The sequence below is a fragment of the Shewanella sp. 10N.286.52.E4 genome (genome assembly GCF_041468785.1).
Lineage (GTDB): Bacteria > Pseudomonadota > Gammaproteobacteria > Enterobacterales > Shewanellaceae > Shewanella > Shewanella electrodiphila.
Genome location: NZ_JBFRJJ010000005.1, coordinates 79,865 through 100,218 on the forward strand (window position 1 = coordinate 79,865; position 20,354 = coordinate 100,218).

Annotated in this window: 19 protein-coding genes; 8 read left to right on the forward strand and 11 right to left on the reverse strand. The window is 38.9% G+C overall.

Annotated elements, in window-relative coordinates; translation table 11 throughout:
• Positions 1-3: 3 nt before the first annotated feature.
• From pgl to AB4153_RS02745, 6 genes are all read left to right on the forward strand, one after another.
• Positions 4-702: a 6-phosphogluconolactonase gene (pgl, locus tag AB4153_RS02720; protein ID WP_229368590.1), complete on the forward strand. Its 699-nt coding sequence runs from the start codon at positions 4-6 to the stop codon at positions 700-702.
• A gap of 11 nt (positions 703-713) precedes the next feature.
• On the forward strand, positions 714-2,540 hold the full coding sequence (gene edd, locus AB4153_RS02725) for a phosphogluconate dehydratase (protein WP_303517184.1): 1,827 nt from the start codon (positions 714-716) through the stop codon (positions 2,538-2,540).
• Between the two features lie 19 nt (positions 2,541-2,559).
• A complete protein-coding gene (locus AB4153_RS02730; protein WP_229368592.1) occupies positions 2,560-3,201 on the forward strand; it encodes a bifunctional 4-hydroxy-2-oxoglutarate aldolase/2-dehydro-3-deoxy-phosphogluconate aldolase in 642 nt (213 codons plus the stop codon).
• Between the two features lie 163 nt (positions 3,202-3,364).
• Positions 3,365-4,042 carry a class I SAM-dependent methyltransferase gene (locus AB4153_RS02735; protein WP_371996280.1) on the forward strand — a complete coding sequence of 226 codons (678 nt, stop codon included), beginning with the start codon at positions 3,365-3,367 and terminating at the stop codon, positions 4,040-4,042.
• 68 nt (positions 4,043-4,110) lie between these two features.
• Complete coding sequence (locus AB4153_RS02740; protein ID WP_371996282.1) at positions 4,111-5,094, forward strand: hypothetical protein; 984 nt, start codon at positions 4,111-4,113, stop codon at positions 5,092-5,094.
• A gap of 134 nt (positions 5,095-5,228) precedes the next feature.
• On the forward strand, positions 5,229-5,681 hold the full coding sequence (locus AB4153_RS02745; RefSeq protein WP_303517181.1) for a DUF4124 domain-containing protein: 453 nt from the start codon (positions 5,229-5,231) through the stop codon (positions 5,679-5,681).
• Between the two features lie 124 nt (positions 5,682-5,805).
• Here AB4153_RS02745 and AB4153_RS02750 read toward each other — a convergent pair whose 3' ends face one another.
• From AB4153_RS02750 to yfbR, 4 genes are all read right to left on the reverse strand, one after another.
• A complete protein-coding gene (locus tag AB4153_RS02750; protein WP_371996284.1) occupies positions 5,806-6,363 on the reverse strand; it encodes a DUF1569 domain-containing protein in 558 nt (185 codons plus the stop codon).
• Positions 6,364-6,566: 203 nt separating this feature from the next.
• Positions 6,567-9,185: a bifunctional acetaldehyde-CoA/alcohol dehydrogenase gene (gene adhE / locus AB4153_RS02755; protein ID WP_102527243.1), complete on the reverse strand. Its 2,619-nt coding sequence runs from the start codon at positions 9,183-9,185 to the stop codon at positions 6,567-6,569.
• Between the two features lie 613 nt (positions 9,186-9,798).
• Positions 9,799-11,178, reverse strand: coding sequence for an anti-phage deoxyguanosine triphosphatase (locus tag AB4153_RS02760; RefSeq protein ID WP_229368600.1), 1,380 nt, complete (start codon positions 11,176-11,178; stop codon positions 9,799-9,801).
• A gap of 75 nt (positions 11,179-11,253) precedes the next feature.
• Positions 11,254-11,862 carry a 5'-deoxynucleotidase gene (yfbR, locus tag AB4153_RS02765; RefSeq protein ID WP_102527245.1) on the reverse strand — a complete coding sequence of 203 codons (609 nt, stop codon included), beginning with the start codon at positions 11,860-11,862 and terminating at the stop codon, positions 11,254-11,256.
• 191 nt (positions 11,863-12,053) lie between these two features.
• Between yfbR and AB4153_RS02770 the strand changes: the two genes are divergently transcribed.
• Positions 12,054-12,962, forward strand: a complete 909-nt coding sequence (locus tag AB4153_RS02770; RefSeq protein ID WP_371996285.1) for a hypothetical protein — start codon at positions 12,054-12,056, stop codon at positions 12,960-12,962.
• Positions 12,963-12,977: 15 nt separating this feature from the next.
• Here the strand turns inward: AB4153_RS02770 and AB4153_RS02775 are convergent, their stop codons facing one another.
• Positions 12,978-13,823, reverse strand: coding sequence for an endonuclease/exonuclease/phosphatase family protein (locus AB4153_RS02775; protein ID WP_371996327.1), 846 nt, complete (start codon positions 13,821-13,823; stop codon positions 12,978-12,980).
• A 157-nt stretch (positions 13,824-13,980) separates the two neighbouring features.
• Here AB4153_RS02775 and cls point away from each other — a divergent pair, with 157 nt between their 5' ends.
• Positions 13,981-15,432, forward strand: a complete 1,452-nt coding sequence (gene cls, locus AB4153_RS02780) for a cardiolipin synthase (protein WP_371996286.1) — start codon at positions 13,981-13,983, stop codon at positions 15,430-15,432.
• A 126-nt stretch (positions 15,433-15,558) separates the two neighbouring features.
• Here the strand turns inward: cls and AB4153_RS02785 are convergent, their stop codons facing one another.
• From AB4153_RS02785 to AB4153_RS02810, 6 genes are all read right to left on the reverse strand, one after another.
• Entirely contained in the window at positions 15,559-16,773 is a 1,215-nt protein-coding gene (locus AB4153_RS02785) for a pyridoxal phosphate-dependent aminotransferase (RefSeq protein WP_229368604.1), read from the reverse strand.
• A gap of 313 nt (positions 16,774-17,086) precedes the next feature.
• Positions 17,087-17,647, reverse strand: coding sequence for an elongation factor P (efp, locus tag AB4153_RS02790; protein WP_102527250.1), 561 nt, complete (start codon positions 17,645-17,647; stop codon positions 17,087-17,089).
• A 46-nt stretch (positions 17,648-17,693) separates the two neighbouring features.
• Positions 17,694-18,941 carry an elongation factor P maturation arginine rhamnosyltransferase EarP gene (earP, locus tag AB4153_RS02795; protein WP_371996287.1) on the reverse strand — a complete coding sequence of 416 codons (1,248 nt, stop codon included), beginning with the start codon at positions 18,939-18,941 and terminating at the stop codon, positions 17,694-17,696.
• A 284-nt stretch (positions 18,942-19,225) separates the two neighbouring features.
• Positions 19,226-19,753, reverse strand: coding sequence for a flavodoxin FldA (gene fldA, locus AB4153_RS02800; protein ID WP_102527252.1), 528 nt, complete (start codon positions 19,751-19,753; stop codon positions 19,226-19,228).
• A gap of 49 nt (positions 19,754-19,802) precedes the next feature.
• Positions 19,803-20,075, reverse strand: a complete 273-nt coding sequence (gene ybfE, locus AB4153_RS02805; RefSeq protein ID WP_055023987.1) for a LexA regulated protein — start codon at positions 20,073-20,075, stop codon at positions 19,803-19,805.
• An 8-nt stretch (positions 20,076-20,083) separates the two neighbouring features.
• Positions 20,084-20,305 carry a DUF2788 domain-containing protein gene (locus AB4153_RS02810; protein ID WP_102527253.1) on the reverse strand — a complete coding sequence of 74 codons (222 nt, stop codon included), beginning with the start codon at positions 20,303-20,305 and terminating at the stop codon, positions 20,084-20,086.
• Positions 20,306-20,354 lie beyond the last annotated feature (49 nt).

A 20,354-nucleotide genomic window follows, 5' to 3' on the forward strand; every position in this document is an offset into this window, starting at 1 on the left:
ATGATGATAAAAGAATCTGTATTTAAATCATTTGATACACCTAGCGATTTAGAAGCAAAGCTTGCTGATAAAATTGCTAGCCAATTACAAGACGCAGTTGATAGCCGAGGTAAAGCTAGCTTAGTTGTTTCTGGTGGCTCAACACCATTGAAATTATTCAAATTACTCAGTAATAAAGCCATTGATTGGGCCGATGTATACATTACATTGGCTGACGAACGTTGGGTTGATGCTGAAGCCAATGACTCAAATGAGCGTTTAGTCCGTGAACATCTATTACAAAACCGTGCAGCAAATGCAAAATTTCGCGGTTTAAAAAACATGTTTGATAGCCCAGAGAAAGGCTGTGATATGACCATTGAGTCATTAGCTAATTTCCCTAAACCTTTTGATGTTGTTGTTTTAGGTATGGGAACAGATGGACACACCTGTTCTTGGTTCCCGTGCAGCGCTGAATTAGATAATGCATTTACCACCGAGTCTTTGTGTGCAGCGGTTAATCCAACGACAGCGCCACATGCACGTATTACTTTATCTAAAGGTGCAATCTTAAACAGCCGTCAAATCTATCTTCACCTTGTAGGTGAGTCAAAATTATCCGTATATCGCCAAGCGTTAGAAAATGACGATGTGAACGAAATGCCTATCAGAGCAGTATTAGCGCAGCGCAAGACGCCCGTTGATGTGTTCTATAGCGCTTAAAGGAGTCCATTATGCACTCAGTAGTTCAAGCTGTAACCGATAGAATTATCGAACGCAGCAAAGATTCTCGTAAAAAATATTTAGCGGCATTAAATGATGCCAGTGCCAAAGGTGTTCATCGCAGTGCATTAAGCTGCGGTAATTTAGCTCATGGTTTTGCTGCTTGTCAGCCTGCAGATAAAGAATCATTGCGTCAATTAACAAAAGCCAATATTGGTATTGTTACTGCGTTTAATGACATGCTTTCTGCACATCAACCATATGAGACTTATCCAGATTTTTTAAAGAAAGCGTGTCAAGAAGTCGGTAGTGTTGCACAAGTTGCAGCAGGTGTTCCTGCAATGTGTGATGGTGTGACTCAAGGTCAGCCTGGCATGGAACTCAGCTTACTTAGCCGTGAAGTCATTGCTATGTCAACTGCAGTGGGTCTTTCTCACAATATGTTCGACGGTGCATTACTGCTGGGTATTTGTGACAAAATCGTACCTGGTTTATTGATTGGCGCACTGAGCTTTGGTCATTTGCCTATGATGTTTGTCCCCGCAGGGCCAATGAAGTCGGGTATTCCAAATAAAGAAAAAGCACGAGTACGTCAGCAATTTGCCCAAGGTAAAGTTGATCGCGCTGCATTGCTTGAAGCTGAATCAAGCTCTTACCATAGTGCGGGGACATGTACTTTCTATGGTACTGCAAACTCAAACCAGTTAATGCTTGAAATCATGGGGCTGCAGCTTCCTGGGTCATCTTTTGTGAATCCAGACGATCCATTACGTGATGAATTAACCGCTATGGCTGCCAAGCAAGTGTGTCGTTTAACCGAAATGGGCACCCAATACACACCAATTGGCGAAGTCGTTAATGAGAAATCAGTGGTTAACGGTATTGTCGGCATTCTTGCAACAGGTGGGTCAACTAACCTAACAATGCATATTGTTGCCGCCGCTCGTGCAGCTGGCATCATTGTTAACTGGGATGACTTTTCTGATTTATCTGATTGTGTGCCATTAATGGCGAAAGTATATCCGAATGGTCATGCAGATATTAACCATTTCCACGCTGCAGGCGGAATGGCATTTTTAGTTAAAGAATTACTGGATGCAGGCCTTATTCACGAAGATGTTAATACCGTCGCAGGTTTCGGACTACGTAAATACACTCAAGAACCACGTATTCTTGATGGCAAGCTAACCTGGGTAGATGGACCGGTTGAAAGTCTAGACAAAGAAGTTTTAACCAATGTTGCTACACCATTCCAAAATAATGGTGGTTTAAAATTGGTTAAAGGTAATTTAGGCCGTGCAGTGATTAAAGTCTCTGCAGTACCTAACGGTAACCGTATTGTTGAAGGTCCTGCCGTTGTTATTGACGATCAAAACAAACTTGATGCCATTTTCCAAGCGGGTGAATTAGACAGAGATTGTGTCGTTGTTGTTAAAGGACAAGGACCTAAAGCTAATGGTATGCCTGAATTACACAAACTCACGCCGTACCTTGGCACGCTCCAAGACAAAGGATTTAAAGTTGCATTAGTCACCGACGGACGTATGTCTGGTGCGTCGGGTAAAGTACCTGCTGCAATTCATTTAACGCCAGAAGCGTTAGATGGTGGAATGATTGCCAAAGTAGAAGATGGCGATTTAATCCGGGTTAATGCCGAAACTGGCGAATTAAGTTTACTTGTGGATGAAGCAACCTTAGCTGCACGTGTTGCCGGTAAAGTGGATTTACATCATTCAAGTTATGGCATGGGACGCGAACTATTTGGTGCACTTCGAAATAGTTTAAGCAGTCCTGAAACAGGCGCTCGCAGTACCAGTGCCATTGACGAAATTTACTAATTTTAAGGAAGATTAACGAATGCTTGAGAATAACTGGACAATACAGCCGCAAGATATTTTTAAACGCAGTCCGATTGTTCCTGTAATGGTTATCAATAAAATTGAGCATGCTGTACCGTTAGCGAAAGCATTGGTTGCGGGTGGCATAAGTGTTTTAGAGATTACCTTACGCACAGAGTGTGCTTTAGAAGCAATTGAATTAATTGCTAAAGAAGTACCAGAAGCGATTGTGGGTGCAGGTACAATTTTAAATGAACTTCATCTTCAGCAAGCCATTGATGCAGGATCACAATTTATCATTACCCCTGGTGCTACAAAAGGATTACTTGAAGCTGCGAAAAAAGGTAATGTGCCTTTAATTCCTGGTGTTGCGAGTATTTCTGAAGTTATGGTTGGAATGGAGCTGGGTTATACCCACTTTAAATTCTTCCCTGCAGAAGCGTCTGGCGGCGTGAATGCGCTTAAAGCTTTCTCGGGTCCTTTAGCTAATATTCGTTTTTGTCCAACGGGTGGTATTACGCCATCGAGTTACAAAAATTACTTGGCCCTGCCAAACGTTGATTGTATAGGTGGAAGCTGGATTGCGCCAACTGATGCAATGGAGCAGGGTGACTGGGAACGTATTACTCAGTTATGTAAAGACGCGATTAGTGCACTTTAATTATTGCACTAGCACTAGTTTAGTTCTAGATACGCAATGATTGTAAAAACCACCTTAGGGTGGTTTTTTTATATCCAAAAATTGTAATATTGGTTAATCTTTTACCCACTGTGAATTGAATATTTTTGTTTCTGTAAGCTGACTAAATGGACTGAATAATTATATGGATAAGGTCAATGAGACTGTCTCAACTTTTAATAAAATGGCCCAAAAATATCAAGATAAATACATGGACTGTGGTTTATATAGCGACAGTTTAGATAAGTTATGTGGACTAATCTTTGAAGAACAAACATTGAATAGATCAACCATACTAGAGGTCGGTTGCGGCCCTGGTAATGTTAGCCAATACTTATTGAACTGGCGCTCCACAGATAACGAAAAACTTAATATTGATATTGCCGGTTTTGACCTTGCACCATCGATGATTAAACTTGCTAAGCAAAACAATCCGCAATGTCATTATCATGTTAGAGATATGCGTGACTTGAATGATTTACGCCCTCAATCTTCAATTTACGTATTTAATATTGCTATATGTGCGTTTTGTATCCCTTATTTAGAGCAATTCGAGTTAACACAATTTATTACTGATTTAGCTAATGTATTAGCTGCCAACAGTTTATTGTTTATTAGCTTTATGGAAGATGATTATCAGAATTCCGTCACCCAAGAATCAGCAGTGGGTGACCGCGTGCATATGCACTATTTTCAATCTGAAGATGTGATTAAATTATGCCAAGCGCAAGGTTTTGAGCTTGTTGAAAAACATACTAAAGATTATCTGGTTGATGATGTTAAACAAGCCACGGATTGTTTTATTTATCTAAGGCGAGAGTAAATAATTCAGCTATTAATGACTAATGGTAACAATACTAAATAATGTGTTTATAAAGGAATATATCCACCATGACAAAGCACAAGTTAATACTAAAGCTTCCTTTTGTTTGCTTCGTTTGTATGTCGATAGCTTGGTGGTATTTTTATACCCATGATATGTGGCTAAACGATTTTGGCAGAGTAAAAAGTGAATGGCTTTTACTGATTGATATGATGGTGACAATGCCATTAATTTGTTTTATGTGTGTAAAATCCAATAAGTTAGCCTTGCTCAAGTCATTAAGTTACTTTGCGCTGTTTGTCGCTCTCGGTAGTTATGTTATTCCAGCTGAAAATCAAGTCTTATGGCTACACTTAACAGATTTACGCTATGTACTAATCACGGGATTTTTTATCATAGAGTTAAGTGCTATTTTGTGCGTAATACTTGCTATTAGGCAAGCCGTAAAAAGCGGTGAAGATCCTGATATAGCTATTGAGAATTCAATTATAAACCTCGTAGGCAATGGCATACTGGCCAGTGTGCTAATGCTTGAAACGCGAGTATGGAGTTTTGTTTTTTGCAGTCGTTTTATTAAACCAAGTAGCTATAAAGGGGAGCAACATTTTTATTATCACCTTAAGGATGCTAATCAATCGAATGCACTTGGTTTTATGTTAATGATTGCTTTTGAAATCCCCTTAATGCATTTACTGATTCATTTTATATGGTCACCTTTTGCTGCAAACATCATTACTGGTTTAACCTGTTTTAGTTTGGCTTTTTTCATTGCAGAGTATCGCGCGATGTCACGTCGTCCTATCAGCATTGACCAACAAACATTATATGTGCGCTATGGGGTGTTAAACCAATTTACGATTAGTCTGTCTAACATCACCTCAATTAATATCAATCAAGATGTGATTGCTCGAAGTGAACATATTAAGCGTTACAATTTCAGTGGTGTACCTAATGTCCGTATTTTACTTACAAATCCTGTCAACGGTATTGATGCCATTTATCTTGGCGTAAATGAACCACATAAGTTAATCAGTGCTATTCATAATAGTTAATAAAATATGTATGCCTTTACCTATACGGTCATAATTACCGTAAAATTGAATTAGACACCCTAAAGAGCTATTTATTTTTGAACTTACTTTCAGTAAGTTAGGGTTACTATTCATAATTATTATACGATTTACAAATGATAAAATTAAATATTAAGCCTTCCCTCATATCCACTAGCTTATTAATAGTGCTCTCCTACCCAGTGTCTGCAGAAATTTATAAATGGGTAGATGAGGCTGGAGTGGTGCATTTCTCTCAGCATGAACCTAAAAATTTACAGGTTGAAGAGATTGATGTTGCCGTCGTTAATAATATGAAGACCAGTGGTTCTCACAGCAGCGCTGCAGGTTTATCGCAATTAAATTGTGATAAAGCGGTACGAAATTCAACTAAGTTAATTTTAGCGGATTTGAAAAGTAAAGCTGAAGGTCAGTCTAACCTGTTTATTAAAACCATGAGTTCGCCAAGCTTTATAGATGATGGCGTTAAGCGGTGTAATAGGGATAAAAACGATCCTAAACGCGCAGGTGCTTGGCTGTGCCAACAAAGAGCAGTATCTGCCAGTGCTGTTAAAAGTTGTGAAGCTTAAAGTTTTCTACCGCGGTAAATGAATGCACTCAATTATTTTATTATTATTTTTTTCATTAAGTCAGTTTTAATGAGTTAATTACTCGCTGACTCAGTTAGGTGTATTTAAGTTCGGTGTATTTAAATTAGACCACCATAATTTCTTTTAAATGGTTATTAAAGTGCATCACATGTGCTAATTCATATTCTGATTTCGTTAATTCGCCATAAGCGAAGTGTGGTTGCAGCTTACCTGCGTGTTGCTGGAAGTCAGTTAATGACAGTTGCAGACGATTTAAAGCCACATCAATATCTTTAGGGGTGAGTAGTGGTGCGCCTGGTATTGCTTCGCTGAGGTTATGACTCATTTTCCCTTTTGCAGCAAATGCTGAAAAAGCGAAGCTACCGAGGGTATTTTTGAATAACTCAGATTTATGCTCTGGGTATTCGCTGATAGAGTATTCAACACTTTGAGCACAATGATTTAAAATTTGGCTAAGTTCCCAATTACCAGTCGTTAAAATTCTTGAATCGTTTGTCTGTAAATTCAGTAAATTCTGTTTCATTTCAGCAATGCGCTTCAACGTATACTCAATAGTTAACGGACCTTCTTCGGTATCCATGGCAATCCAAGTGGTTGCGCCTGCAACCGTTAATATAGCGCTACCAGTTAATACAGATTTTAGAAGTAAACGACGTTCCATTCAGACCCACATGATTGTTGTGTTAGCTGACTAGTTAATCAGAAGGGCAAGAAAACAGCAATGGATTAACAATAAACAGTGATTGATTAGATTAATTAAATTAACTGTCAAAAATGAAAAACGCCAATCAATTGATTAGCGTTTCATTATTGAAAGCTGAATAGTAAAACAGAATCTATTCAGACTGAGTACTTTGACTATGACTATGCCTGTTTATCTTGATACTCTGTACCGTAAAAGCTATCGAGTAAAATCTGTTTTAGCTCTTTGATTAATGGGTAACGTGGGTTAGCACCAGTACATTGGTCATCAAAAGCATGTTCTGCTAATTCATCTAATTTTGCTAAGAAATCAGCCTCATTTACACCCGCTTCTTGAATAGAGGCTGGAATGCCCACTACAGACTTTAATTGATCAATTTTAGCAATTAATAACTCAACTTTTTCACTGTCAGTATCAGCAGTGTCGACGCCTTCAATTTTTAAATGTTCAGCTATGGTCGCATAACGACAAAGTGCTTTAGGGCGATCGTATTGGCTAAATGATGCTTGTTTTGTTGGCATATCTGTGGCGTTAAATCTAATAACATTACTGATCAATAATGCGTTTGCTAAACCATGGGCTAGGTGGAATTCAGCCCCTAGTTTATGTGCCATAGAGTGACAAATTCCAAGGAATGCATTTGCAAATGCAATACCGGCAATCGTTGCGCCATTGTGGACTTTTTCACGTGCCACTGGCGCATTTGCACCTTGTTCATATGCTGCTGGTAAATATTCAACCAGTAAGTCTAGTGCCTGCAAAGCTTGCCCGTCACTAAACTCATTAGCCATCACACTGACATAAGCTTCAAGTGCGTGTGTCACTGCATCGATACCACCAAATGCTGTGAGTGATTTTGGCATATCCATGACTAAATTTGGATCGACAATAGCAATGTTAGGCGTGAGTTGATAATCGGCAATAGGGTATTTCATACCAGAAACTTCATCTGTGACTACCGCAAATGGAGTTACTTCAGAGCCTGTTCCTGACGTAGTTGGTATCGCGACCATTTGCGCTTTTACACCTAACTTAGGGAATTTGTAAATACGTTTACGAATGTCCATAAAGCGCAGTGCTAAATCGGCAAAATCTACATCTGGATGCTCGTATAATACCCAAATGATTTTGGCAGCATCCATTGGCGAACCACCGCCCAAAGCAATGATCACATCTGGTTGAAAACTTTGTGCGACTTTAGCGCCTTGTTTGACGATAGCTAAAGTTGGATCTGCTTCGACTTCGTAAAAGACTTCAGTTTCTAAACCCTGTGCTTTAAGTATTTTAATTGTTTCATCACAATAACCATTATTAAATAGGAACTTGTCGGTAACGATTAAGGCGCGCTTTTTAGTTTCCAACTCTTCCAGTGCAATAGGTAAGCTGCCGCGACGAAAATAAATAGATGAAGGAAGTTTATGCCACAACATATTCTCAGCCCTTTTAGCGACGGTTTTCTTATTAATTAAATGGCTCGGTCCGACATTTTCAGAGATAGAATTACCCCCCCAAGAGCCACAACCTAAGGTCAGTGATGGTGCTAACTTAAAGTTATATAAATCACCAATGCCCCCTTGCGACGCGGGTGTGTTAATTAAAATGCGGGCTGTTTTCATTCTAAAGCCAAAGGCTTTAACACGCTCGGTTTGACCGTCTTGGTCTGTATACAAACCTGATGTGTGGCCAATACCACCTAGGGTGACTAAAGCTTCAGCTTTATCCATTGCATCATTAAAGTCAGTTGCGCGATACATACCTAAAAGAGGCGATAGTTTTTCATGGGCAAAAGCTTCGGCATCACTAATGTCAGTCACTTCACCGATAAGTACTTTGGTCCAGCTTGGCACATCTATGCCCGCCATATCTGCAATGGTTGATGCACTTTGACCGACAATATCTGCATTTAAATTGCCATTTTTCAGGATCACATCTTGCATCGCTTTTGTTTCGGCAACGGACAAGATATAACCGCCGTGGCTGGCGAATCTTTCTTTTACTTGCTCATAAATACTATCAACGACTACAACAGCTTGCTCTGACGCACAAACCACGCCGTAATCAAAGGTTTTAGACATTAAAATTGAGCTAACTGCGCGCTTAATATCGGCTGTTTCATCAATAACGATAGGGGTATTACCAGCGCCAACTCCAATGGCTGGTTTTCCTGATGAATAAGCCGCTTTCACCATACCAGGGCCACCAGTTGCGAGAATTAGATTGATTTGCTCGTGGGTCATTAATTGATTTGATAAAGCCACTGATGGTTCATCAATCCAACCGATAATGTCTTTGGGTGCACCTGCTTCAATAGCAGCTTCAAGCACGATTCTTGCTGCAGTAGTCGTCGACTCTTTTGCACGAGGGTGAGGTGAAAAGATGATCCCGTTACGTGTTTTAAGGCTGATTAATGCTTTAAAGATTGCAGTAGATGTTGGGTTGGTAGTTGGTACGATGCCGCAAATAATGCCTACAGGCTCGGCAATTGTAATGGTGCCGAACGTCACGTCTTCAGCAATGATGCCACAGGTTTTATCATCTTTATATTTGTTATAAATATACTCTGATGCAAAGTGGTTTTTAATTACTTTGTCTTCTAACAAACCCATATTGGTTTCATTGGCTGCCATTTTGGCTAATGAAATACGCGCATCAGTTGCAGCGAGGGCTGCAGCTCTAAAGATTTTATCAACCTGTTCTTGGCTGAAATTAGCAAACTCTTTTTGCGCTTTTGATACGCGGTCCACTAACTGGTTAAGTTGCTCAGTGTTGGTGACAGTCATAATCACTTCCTTTAAAAATAGTTAACTAAACAGTTTTAGGTAACAACTCTCAAATATCTCTAAATCATTTTGTTTATAGCTAAGAATTCTTAATCCTTGTTATAAAATTACCTCTTTAGGGGCATGGTTATCGTGATCAAACCCACAAAATGATGCTTATTGGTAATTTTATTACGTTGTTTGGTTTGTAAATAAAGGCTAGGTCACATAGTAAACCTAAACGTTGTTGTTTAAAGATTAATGACAGTCAAATCAACTGAAAGTTGAAGTCTACTTGAAGGCTATTAGATAAGGGCTGTTAGATAAGGGTTATTAGATAAGAGCTATTAGCATTGGCCAAATTGCTTGTTTAAGCTTAAGTATAAGTATCTGTATAAGTTTCTTTATAAATTAAGGCTCAAACATTAAGAATGAAAGTTTGGCATAGTGAGTAGAAGATATTGAGCAAGAGGAAGTGTGCAAAAGGTCGTGTGAAAGAAATAGCGTGAAAGAGATAGTGTGTATGGATAGAGTCCGATCTGCCCATTCAACTTCTAACTTGGTTGAATAGGCTAATCATAAAAGTGAAATGAGTTTTGATATCTTTGCTGTTTAGTTGTGTATTCAAAAAATATCAACGTTCTAGGCTAATTTCAAAAATTCCTGCTGATTTAGGGCCGAAAAGTTGTTGATGTAATCGTCCTGCAAATTCATCGGTCATACCGGATATATAATCAGCGATAACGCGCATTTCATTTAAATTATTATCTTTAGCATGTTGCCAACGCTCCTGGGTATTAAGTGGCAATAACCTTAAAGGATCTGATTCAAATGCTTCAAACAGCTCCATGACAATTTGTTGGCCTTTGTACTCTAGCATTTGTATTTCTGGTTTACGGATAACATACTTAAACACGAACTGTTTTAATGTATTTAACGCATCTGCGAATGCTGGCTGAAGTTTGGCATTGTATCTCAATAAAGGTTCTTCAAATTGAGTATCTTCGACAACAATGATATCAGTTACAAAACCATTCACTAACGTGCCAATGGCATCTTTTCTTAAGTGATGATGCGGTGAAAATAGCTTGTCTGCTATCGTTTTAAATTCGTTGCTAAGCCATTCGTCTTCACTTTGAGATAAGTGACTTGCGACGTCTTGTTGCCACTGCGCAGGGGAGACAATTCCCATGACGATAGCGTCTTCTAGATCGTGTACTGCGTAAGCGATATCATCAGCTAATTCCATGATGGAACAATCAAATGATTTATATTGAGTTCTATTATGCGGGTAAGTGTCGGTTTTACTGGGTTTTGAGCTCACAAAACGGTTTCTGTCTTTAACTGATAAACCTGCTAACACCCAATCATAAATGTCTTTATCATCATCGAATAAACTTTTAACCGGTGGCCATTGTGACGGTTTAAGCTGACGATGGCTCTTAATTTCTTCAGTACCAAGATCTACATGTAATTGACTGTATAGAGCAGGGTATTTAAGGATCCCTAACAGCGTACGTCTTGATAGGTTCATTCCCCAATATTGGGTGTAGGGCTCAAGCCTTGCCAAGATACGAAAGGTTTGCCCGTTTCCTTCAAAGCCTCCATGGTTTCGCATCATGTAGTTGAGCGCGACTTCTCCACCGTGGCCAAAAGGTGGGTGGCCAATATCATGGGCTAAACACAAGGATTCAATCAAACTCATTGAATCGAGTAAATCGTTAACATGGGGGTGTTTTCGTTTTAGTTGCGCAGCGATCCCTGTTCCTATTTGCGATACTTCAAGTGAATGAGTCAATCTTGTTCGGAAAAAGTCGTTCATGCCGATGCCGTGAACTTGGGTTTTTGCTTGTAATCTTCTAAATGCAGCTGAATGTAAAATTCGTGCTCGGTCACGTTGAAAAGGGCTGCGATGATCGTTGCGTCTTAACTTATCTTCACCCAAGCGTCTATCATGCCAAGGATTATGGGGTTCATTGGTATCAGGTTGTTTATATGAAATCGTATCTGGCATTGTCATTCCTGTTATCAAGTGAATTAATACATCAGCTCATTACGTTAGAAGGGTTATCGCTAAAGTAACAAGGTTTTAAATATGTGGATCATTTTCAGTTAGTTTATCTAAGGTTGATGTGCAACTGTCTAAAAAGATATCGATAAAGCATTTTACTTCGGGTAGCTGCTGCTGTATTTCGTTAAGTTTTTTATCTAAGTTGTCTTTGACATGATGAAATTCGTCATTGTTAAACCTAAGCTCATTCATGGTTTTAACGTATGCCTGCAATATATCTGCTGCTTTTACGATGGCTTTGTATTCAGGATCAACTTCAGACTGGACCAGTAAAGGTTCCATCTCTTCTCTTAAATCTTCAGGCAGCGAGGCTAAACATTCTTTCTCTGCTAAATCTTCTAACTTTTTAAAGGCTTTAGTAAATTCAGGGCTGTGATACTTGGTATTTGAATTGATATCTTGGAGCTTGGTTTCTGAGACTTCATGATAAAGGGCAATAGTGGCGGCTGTTTCCGGGTTCAAATTACCATTAAACCGTTTGTTTTTGATGACAACCAATAAATGTGCGATGACTGCGACTTGATGGCAATGCTCTGACACGTTTTCTTTTTGGAAGCAGTGCATTAAAGCCCAGCGTTCGAGTAAAGGCATACGGGTGATCCATGCCATAAAAGTACTTGATTTCATATGCGTCCCCTAGAGAGTGTGACTCGCTGAATACGGAAGATGGTAATCCTCTTATAGTTATAACATTACTGTAGTTGCAGTCGAACTGCCAGATAATCAATTTGTTTTTATTCAATAAATTAACACTATAATTTGATCTCATATCTGCATAGCTTTACTCTTAGTTATTGGAATAAATATAGAGTACTAAGATGGATGATGCCCGTTGTGTTGAATTACAAAAGACTGTTACAAATGAAGATTTGTATTTAATCGACGACGTTAAATCTTATCAGTTTGTATGTGACGAGTGCGGGATTAGTTTAATACCATGTTCATACAAAAAAGCAGTTAATCTGCGTAAACCCTACTTTAAAACAGGTAAAAACAGCGAACACCTTGTTGGTTGTTATGCCAAAGCAACCTCTAAAATACGCGAACAAGCTAAAACCGCTAGGATTTCAACTGATGAAGGCTTTCCATTAGCCTATCCCAATCGTTTCAATTTAACGGCTGCTAAATCAGTAAAAACAGAGAAAAGTTCAACTAGTGATATACAAGCACAGCATGGTGTGATTAAAAAACAATTTGATAATGCCAGTCGAGGTAACAGCAAGCAAAACTATGTGACCAGTTCTTTTCAAACCTTAGTGGACCAATATTTTAATTACCCCTTCGATCGCGATCGTGAGCTAACGTTTGTTGGGATTAGTGGTCATCAATATCAGCAGGTTTTTCAAAAAATACAAAACCCGATAGGTAAACAAAAATTTCGTTTTCAATCTGAGAAACCGGAGACAAAGGTCTTTTTTAGTAGCTTGTCCTGGGAGAAACCAGAAATTATTGATGATCAGATTATTGTGAAACTGTCAGCTGGTTGGTGGCAAGAAAGTGACGGTAAGAAAAAGAATTTACGCCCCTATTTTGTCGAAATCAATACTGCAGAATGGAGCAAAACAGTCCTTAATAATTTTACACAAAGGCTAACTCAAATAAGAGAGTTAGTGAAAGGTACAGATAAAAAAGCCATGATGGTGTTTGCTGGCAAGCAAGACCGTGAACAGGATTTTTATCGTTTTACCTGTGATGAGTCGCGGCTGATTTGCTTTAAAGTATTTTAAGTTGTGAGTAGAGACTTAACGTAATTCGAACTGAGTTTGTATCGGATTATGATCAGATGCTGTGGTTTTATCTGAATTAGCACCCGTTAAATGTAAACCACGATAATATAGGTGATCTAAAGGTAGCCCGAATACGCGTTTTCTAAAGTCGACTTTGTAATGGGCTTCTTCTAGTCGTAAACCTTGCGCTAACTGTGTGACAATATTCATCCGACCTTCACGCCATGTATTGAAATCCCCAGCTAAAATCACCGGCCCTCGATGCATTGTGACCTTATGCAGAATTTGTTTGAACTGGGCTTCAAAACTACTTAATCGCACATCAAAATTCACACCATGTAAATTAATGACTAATAGCTGTTCACCTGATGAGAGCGGGTAACGGCTGACTAAGGTTGATTTAGCAAAACGAATTAGTGGCTCGGTTGTTTGATAGGCGCAGGCTTCATTAGCCGGTTGTGTCGATAGATTCATGACCCCCATTGGTACATTCATTAACTTGAAGCCTTTAGCCATCAATACATGAAACTGATGGTCATCAAGATATTGAACAAAGGTACTGTTAAGCTTTGCTTCTTGAAGTAATACTAAGTCGTTTTGTTGGGTTAATTCTGTTAGTACAGGCTGCCAATCAATTTTCTGCTGTTTATAAATATTCCAAACAGCAACGTTTAGTTTACCTTGTCTATCGATCGGGGCAGATTCAGAAGTCTGACTAGAGCACTGAGATACAAAAAAAGGCGGCTGTTCACTCATCATTATCTCCGGTTGACCATTAAACGTCGAAATTACATACATATAAGACAACAAGGTGCCGGTTATGATGATGAACAATAAAGGATATATGACACGTTTAATAATAAAGACCTTATTATTGTGATGTTTATTAGCACTTTAAATAGAATAGCATCTATAAAGCTACGCAAATTATGACGTTAGATCGAATATTCAGTACAATCAAACTTTACTATTAATTTATAACAAATTCACTATAAAGCTTAGGGCGAATCAAATACCTATGGATCAAATAACCCAAATAATTGCCGTGCTTGGTGTTTTCCTTTATTGGTTAATTCTGGGCGGCGTTGCAACGCGCATTGTGATTAAACGCAGAAGTGTTGGGGTTTCTTTTTCGTGGTTATTGATTATTTATTTCCTGCCTTTTGTGGGGGTTATTGCTTACTTATTATTTGGTGAATTACACCTTGGTAAAGCGCGTTCTAGCCGCTCTAAAGCCATGTATAAACCTTATGCTGATTGGTTTTCAGCTTTATATCAGCACAACGCACATCAACCTGAGCGTCAAAGTGATTATGCTAGTTCGATAAGTAAATTATGTGATGTGCAATTAAATATTCCTTCGTTAACAGCAAACGAATTAGTGCTGCAACAAACACCTGAGCAAATACTGAACTCGATTATTAGTGATATTAATCATGCCCAAACGCTCATCGATATGGAGTTTTATATTTGGCACCCAGGAGGACTAGCTGATGAAGTCGCTATAGCACTCATCAATGCATCAAACAGAGGTGTTTCAGTTAAGCTACTACTAGATGCAGCGGGTAGTCGTTTGTTTTTCAAATCATCTTGGCCTTCAAAAATGAGAAATGCTGGGATTAATGTTGTTGCCGCATTGAAAGTTAGCCCACTAAGAATGTTTTTTAGAAGAATGGATTTACGCTTGCACCGTAAAATAGTGGTCATAGATAACACGATTGGTTATACCGGCTCTATGAATTTAGTTGATCCCAAATGCTTTAAACAATCTGATGGTGTAGGTGAGTGGATTGACATTATGGTTAGAATTACTGGCCCAGTTGTGCCGGTAATGAATACCGTAAGTGCTTGGGACTGGGAAGTTGAAACTAATGAGCGAATTTTACCGGAAATACCACCTGAGGCTCATTGTACAGATACATCCTCTTTAGTTCAGGCTATCCCGTCAGGACCTGGTATGCCGGAAGAAGTTATTCATCAAGTATTATTGCAAAGTCTGTATCAAGCTGAACATAAAATTATTATTACGACTCCTTACTTTGTTCCCAGCGAGCAATTGCTAGATGCGCTAGTGACAGCTTCATTACGAGGAGTGGATGTTAACATCATCATTCCACGTAAAAATGATTCTACTATGGTAAAATGGGCTAGCAGCTCCTTTTTTACAGAGTTATTAGCAGCTGGAGTGAAGATTCACCAATTTAATGGTGGTTTATTACATACCAAGTCAGTGCTGATAGATGAGGAACACTGCTTAATTGGTACTGTGAATATGGACATGCGCAGCTTATGGCTAAACTTTGAATTAACCTTAGCTGTGGATGATGTCAAATTCGCCGCAAGGTTAGGGCAACTTGTACAAGCCTATATGGATGACTCAGATATTTTAACCGATGAAGAGTGGCAGCAACGTCCTATGTATAAACGTTTTATTGAGCAAGTCTTTTATCTATTTAGTCCGCTTTTGTAATGATTAACGATTGCAGTTTATAACGCCTCAAGAATAAAATTAAGCGCATATGACAACAAAAAGCCACTTAGAGAACTGAGTGGCTTTTGGTTTAATGGGTTGTACTACCAACTTAATCTCTGTGGTTTATTGGGAATAATCTTCTAAAAAATTACCAAAGTCGGTGAGCGCCTTAGATAAGTCTTCTTTATGTGGTAAGAACACCACTCGAACATGATCTGGTTCTGGCCAGTTAAAAGCCGTTCCTTGTACTAATAAAATCTTTTGTGATTTCAATAGGTCGAGCACTAATCGTTCATCATCGCGCAAGTTAAATTTTTTCATGTCTAACTTAGGGAATGCGTACAAGGCGCCTTTGGGTTTTTTAACACTGACTCCAGGAATACTATTAAGCGCATCAAAACATACATCTCGTTGTGCTGTTAAGCGCCCATTTGGCAGTATTAACTCATTAATACTCTGATAACCGCCTAATGCAGTTTGAATGGCATGTTGATTGGGCACATTAGAGCATAAACGCATTGAGGCCAACATATCTAACCCTTCAATGTAATTAGCTGCAGACTTTAAATTTCCGCTTAGTACCATCCAGCCAACTCGGAAACCTGCGGCGCGATATGCTTTTGAAAGGCCGTTAAAAGTAACCGTTAAAATATCGTCTGAAAGCGACGCCGCATGGGTGTGTACTGCGTCATCGTATAAAATTTTGTCGTAAATTTCATCGGCAAATAAAATAATGTCATGTTGGCGACAAAGTTCGATCACATCTAATAACAACTCTTTACTGTATACCGCACCAGTGGGGTTATTGGGATTAATGATCACAATACCGCGTGTACGGGAGGTGATTTTACTTTTGATGTCTTCTAAGTCTGGGAACCAATCTGACTCTTCGTCACAGCGATAATGAACCGCTTTACCACCTGCTAGGTTTGCAGCCGCTGTCCATAATGGATAATCAGGCGAAGGAATAAGTACTTCATCGTCAGTATTCAGCAAGCCCTGTAATGCCATGCAGATAAGTTCTGATGCACCATTGCCGATATACACATCTTCAATGTCGATACCGTGTATACCTTGAGCTTGATAATGTTGCACAATGGCCTTACGAGCTGAGAATAACCCTTTTGATTCGCAGTAACCTTGAGCACTGGGTAAGTTTAAAATAACATCACGAACAATTTCTTCTGGGGCTTCAAATCCAAATGGGGCCGGGTTACCAATGTTAAGCTTTAAGATTCGATGTCCTTCATCTTCAAGACGACGAGCTTCTTTATGTACAGGGCCACGGATGTCATAGCATACGCTATCGAGTTTATTGGATTTGATTATAGGGCGCATAGTTGCCTCAACATTACTAATTACGACTTAAGTCTGCGAACAATAACGAATTTAACCTTTAGTTTAAAGGTTTTTTTATAAGGTTTTTTGCAATAATTAGCGTTTTATACTGCAGTGATGTTTTATTAATACCTGTGACGATGTTAAATCCTGTATATGCTTAGCTAAGTAGTTTATTAATCTTCGAAAGGGCTATTGGATAGATATTGTCTCTTATGAACTCAAACTGGCTTTAACCAATTAAAAACAATAAAAAAAGCCAGCATGAGCTGGCTTTTTATACATATCGTAATCTAGATCTAAAATGCGTGGATTAAACGCGCTTTTTGAATTCGTTTGTACGAGTATCAATTTCAATCATGTCGCCAATCTTTACGAATTCAGCAACAGTCACAGTACCGCCACCAGTAATAGTCGCAGGCTTCATTACTTTACCTGAAGTATCACCACGAGCAGCTGGTTCTGTGTAAGTCACTTCACGTACGATTGTAACTGGTAACTCAACAGAGATAGCTTTACCTTCGTAGAAAGTTACTGAACACTCTTCTTCCATACCGTCAACGATATAAGCAGCTGCATCACCTAAGTTATCAGCTTCAACATCATATTGATTGTACTCAGCATCCATGAATACGTACATTGGATCAGCGTAGTAAGAATAAGTACATGCTAAACGTTCTAGGATGATATCTTCCATCTTGTCATCACCTTTGAAGGTGGTTTCAGTGGTTGAATCTTGTAGAACATGCTTAAGCTTCATTTTAACGATTGCAGCGTTACGGCCAGAGCGAGTTGTTTCAGTTTTCTGAACAACCCATGGGCTGCCATCTAACATGATCACGTTACCAGGACGGAGTTCATGAGCAGTTTTCATTACTTTATTCCTATTTTTAGGTATTAATTTTTAATTGCGCAGTATCTTAGCTGGTTTTCACAAATTCAACCAGTCGTGAAGCGAGATCTGCATCCTTTTTAGCATCAACAGGCCAATCTTTAGCATGCTGCTGCAGTGGCAATTGTGCTGAAATGAGTTGCTGCCAATGTTCAACGACATTGGTATCTTGCTGATTAAAAGCAAAATTGGTTTTAGACCAAGTATTTGCGATATCATTTTCAAGTTTCAGGCTGTAGATATTAACAAAAGCCTGTAATTTTACTAGATGATAATCATCTTCTTGTGGGTATATGTGCCAAATAAATGGTTTTGCTGCCCATTGCGCCCTTAAAAATGAGTCCTCACCGCGAACGATATTAAAGTCGCAGCTCCATAAAAGGCGATCAAACTCAGTCTGATCAGTCATGGGCAATATATGTATGGTCAAATTACCCATAGAGAATCGCTGGGTTGCTTTTATAGTGTCGAACGACACACCTAATAAACTGATAATACTATGCAGACTCTTACCCATAGGAATTAAGGCATGTATCTTTTGGGTGTTAACTTCAGACTTAGCTGCATTAATCCAATACTGGCATAAAGCGGTTAGCGCGTCAGTTTCATAACTAAAAACGCTAATAACGTAATCATTTACATTAATACCGGTTAAACCAAGCCGCTTAAACAGGGCTAGTTTATTTTTATCATCCGATTGCCAGCTATCACGTTGGTTAAATAAATTTTCTTCACAGATTAATCCACCACTGTGATGACTAAATCCTGGGAAGTAGAAATATTTTTTAATGCCGCTTGCTTGCATTGAGGGCAGGCCATGGCATCCATCAACCCAATCTTCAGCCGAAAGGTATTCAAGGTTTATCCATACAGGTGGTTCACTGACATTATTTGCTAAACTGCTATTTGGCTCAATTGTCTGATGCGCTTTATGTTGCGATTCAATTATGTCGATTACTGATGAGGGCAATTCACAGGCGAAAGCTTCTATTAATAGTGAACCAGGAATGTAAGGTATATCCAGAGGGGTGTTCCATTGTAAAATATTCACACCAAAAAAGCGCTGCTTTGAGAGTTTACAATCTAGCTCTGGTAAAATATGTGAGAAGCTTTGTAAGTCATCGACCCACAAGTTAATGTCAATTTGATATTCAACTGCTAACTGTTTTGCTAGACGCCAAGTAACACCAATATCACCATAGTTATCAACCACAGCACAAAAGATATCCCAGTGTGTTGCTTGGTTTTGAGTAAATGAATCACTCAAGCTTGTCATATAGCGTTTCCTTTGTACTGAAGTTGTAGTTTGTAAACTTGCTGCCATTGGCTCTTTCTAGCAATTAGGTGTTATGGATTGTAAAAATTAATTCTAATATCGAATTTAAAAATTGACTTAAATAAGCAACTTAAATAAGCAACTTAAATAAGCAACTTAAATAAGCAATTAGAATAACCGGCTTCTACAATTAAATTTAAAAACTAGATTCAAAAAAAGCGGCTAATGCCGCTTTTTTTATTCAAGCTATCGAACTGATATCCGATAACTGATGAGATATGTGGTTAGTCTTCTAACTCTGCTAAGCACATTTCTTCGTAAATTTGTTTAACCCAAGCGTCTACACGCTCTTCTGTTAATTCAGGTTGACGATCTTCATCGATACCTAAACCAATAAAATGCTTATCATCGACTAAGCCTTTAGAAGCTTCAAAATCATAACCTTCAGTTGGCCAGTTACCAATGATAATGCCACCACGTGCAGAAACGATGTCACCAACCATGCCCATAGCATCAAGGAAGTATTCAGCATAATCTTCTTGGTCACCACAACCGAAGATTGCGACTAACTTGTCAGTAAAGTCTACTTGCTCAAGTTCTGGGAAAAAGTCATCCCAATCACATTGTGCTTCACCGTAATACCAAGTTGGGATACCGAATAAAATTAAATCGAATTCAGCGATTTGTTCTTTAGTGCTCTTGGCGATGTCTTTCACATCAACCATTTGCTTACCCAGTTTCTTCTGGATCATTTTGGCTACAGCCTCGGTATTACCAGTGTCACTACCGAAAAAAAGACCTACAGTTGCCATTTGCTATCCTTTAAATATCTAGTTCGCTTTGCGAATTATAAAATATGGTTCAGTTGTCGATTTGTTGTTGCAGGATTAATTCGATTAACTGGCTACGGCTGATGTTACTGGCCAATGCTTGTTCGTTCAAGGCGTCATACAAAACTTGTGACACCTTTAACTCTATTCGTTTTAATCCATTAGCGCGATCCCGTTGGATCTGATTACGCTTATTGATTTTTAACTGTTGTTCCCGACTTAAGGGATTGCTTCTTGGACGTCCACGACGTTTTTCAGAAGCAAACAGGTCAATCGTTGTTCTGTCTGTTGATTCTTTTGCCATCGTTTTGTTTAACCGATGCCTGAGCCTTCCCAGGTCATCTGAATAATACCTTTTGCTACAAACCCGGCACAGCCAAGGAATAATACTAACCAAACGATATATCGACCAAACTTAGGCACTTTGCCTTGTTTGAGTACATCGTGAATCGCCATGCCGATAAAGAAAAAAATTAAAGCAAAAAACAAGTTTAGACCGAGAGTCTCAATTTGATCCATGTATTGATTCAACATGTTTTTACCTTCAGTTTTACTTTAAGGCTAAAAGAGGGCGGGAATATAC

Excerpts from the sequence above, each read along its gene's own strand:
- pgl (WP_229368590.1), top strand. The coding sequence starts at position 4 with ATGATAAAAGAATCTGTATTTAAATCATTTGATACACCTAGCGATTTA.
- edd (WP_303517184.1), top strand. The coding sequence starts at position 714 with ATGCACTCAGTAGTTCAAGCTGTAACCGATAGAATTATCGAACGCAGC.
- AB4153_RS02730 (WP_229368592.1), top strand. The coding sequence starts at position 2,560 with ATGCTTGAGAATAACTGGACAATACAGCCGCAAGATATTTTTAAACGC.
- AB4153_RS02735 (WP_371996280.1), top strand. The coding sequence starts at position 3,365 with ATGGATAAGGTCAATGAGACTGTCTCAACTTTTAATAAAATGGCCCAA.
- AB4153_RS02740 (WP_371996282.1), top strand. The coding sequence starts at position 4,111 with ATGACAAAGCACAAGTTAATACTAAAGCTTCCTTTTGTTTGCTTCGTT.
- AB4153_RS02745 (WP_303517181.1), top strand. The coding sequence starts at position 5,229 with ATGATAAAATTAAATATTAAGCCTTCCCTCATATCCACTAGCTTATTA.
- AB4153_RS02750 (WP_371996284.1), bottom strand. The coding sequence starts at position 6,363 with ATGGAACGTCGTTTACTTCTAAAATCTGTATTAACTGGTAGCGCTATA.
- adhE (WP_102527243.1), bottom strand. The coding sequence starts at position 9,185 with ATGACTGTCACCAACACTGAGCAACTTAACCAGTTAGTGGACCGCGTA.
- AB4153_RS02760 (WP_229368600.1), bottom strand. The coding sequence starts at position 11,178 with ATGCCAGATACGATTTCATATAAACAACCTGATACCAATGAACCCCAT.
- yfbR (WP_102527245.1), bottom strand. The coding sequence starts at position 11,862 with ATGAAATCAAGTACTTTTATGGCATGGATCACCCGTATGCCTTTACTC.
- AB4153_RS02770 (WP_371996285.1), top strand. The coding sequence starts at position 12,054 with ATGGATGATGCCCGTTGTGTTGAATTACAAAAGACTGTTACAAATGAA.
- cls (WP_371996286.1), top strand. The coding sequence starts at position 13,981 with ATGGATCAAATAACCCAAATAATTGCCGTGCTTGGTGTTTTCCTTTAT.
- AB4153_RS02785 (WP_229368604.1), bottom strand. The coding sequence starts at position 16,773 with ATGCGCCCTATAATCAAATCCAATAAACTCGATAGCGTATGCTATGAC.
- efp (WP_102527250.1), bottom strand. The coding sequence starts at position 17,647 with ATGAAAACTGCTCATGAACTCCGTCCTGGTAACGTGATCATGTTAGAT.
- earP (WP_371996287.1), bottom strand. The coding sequence starts at position 18,941 with ATGACAAGCTTGAGTGATTCATTTACTCAAAACCAAGCAACACACTGG.
- fldA (WP_102527252.1), bottom strand. The coding sequence starts at position 19,753 with ATGGCAACTGTAGGTCTTTTTTTCGGTAGTGACACTGGTAATACCGAG.
- ybfE (WP_055023987.1), bottom strand. The coding sequence starts at position 20,075 with ATGGCAAAAGAATCAACAGACAGAACAACGATTGACCTGTTTGCTTCT.
- AB4153_RS02810 (WP_102527253.1), bottom strand. The coding sequence starts at position 20,305 with ATGTTGAATCAATACATGGATCAAATTGAGACTCTCGGTCTAAACTTG.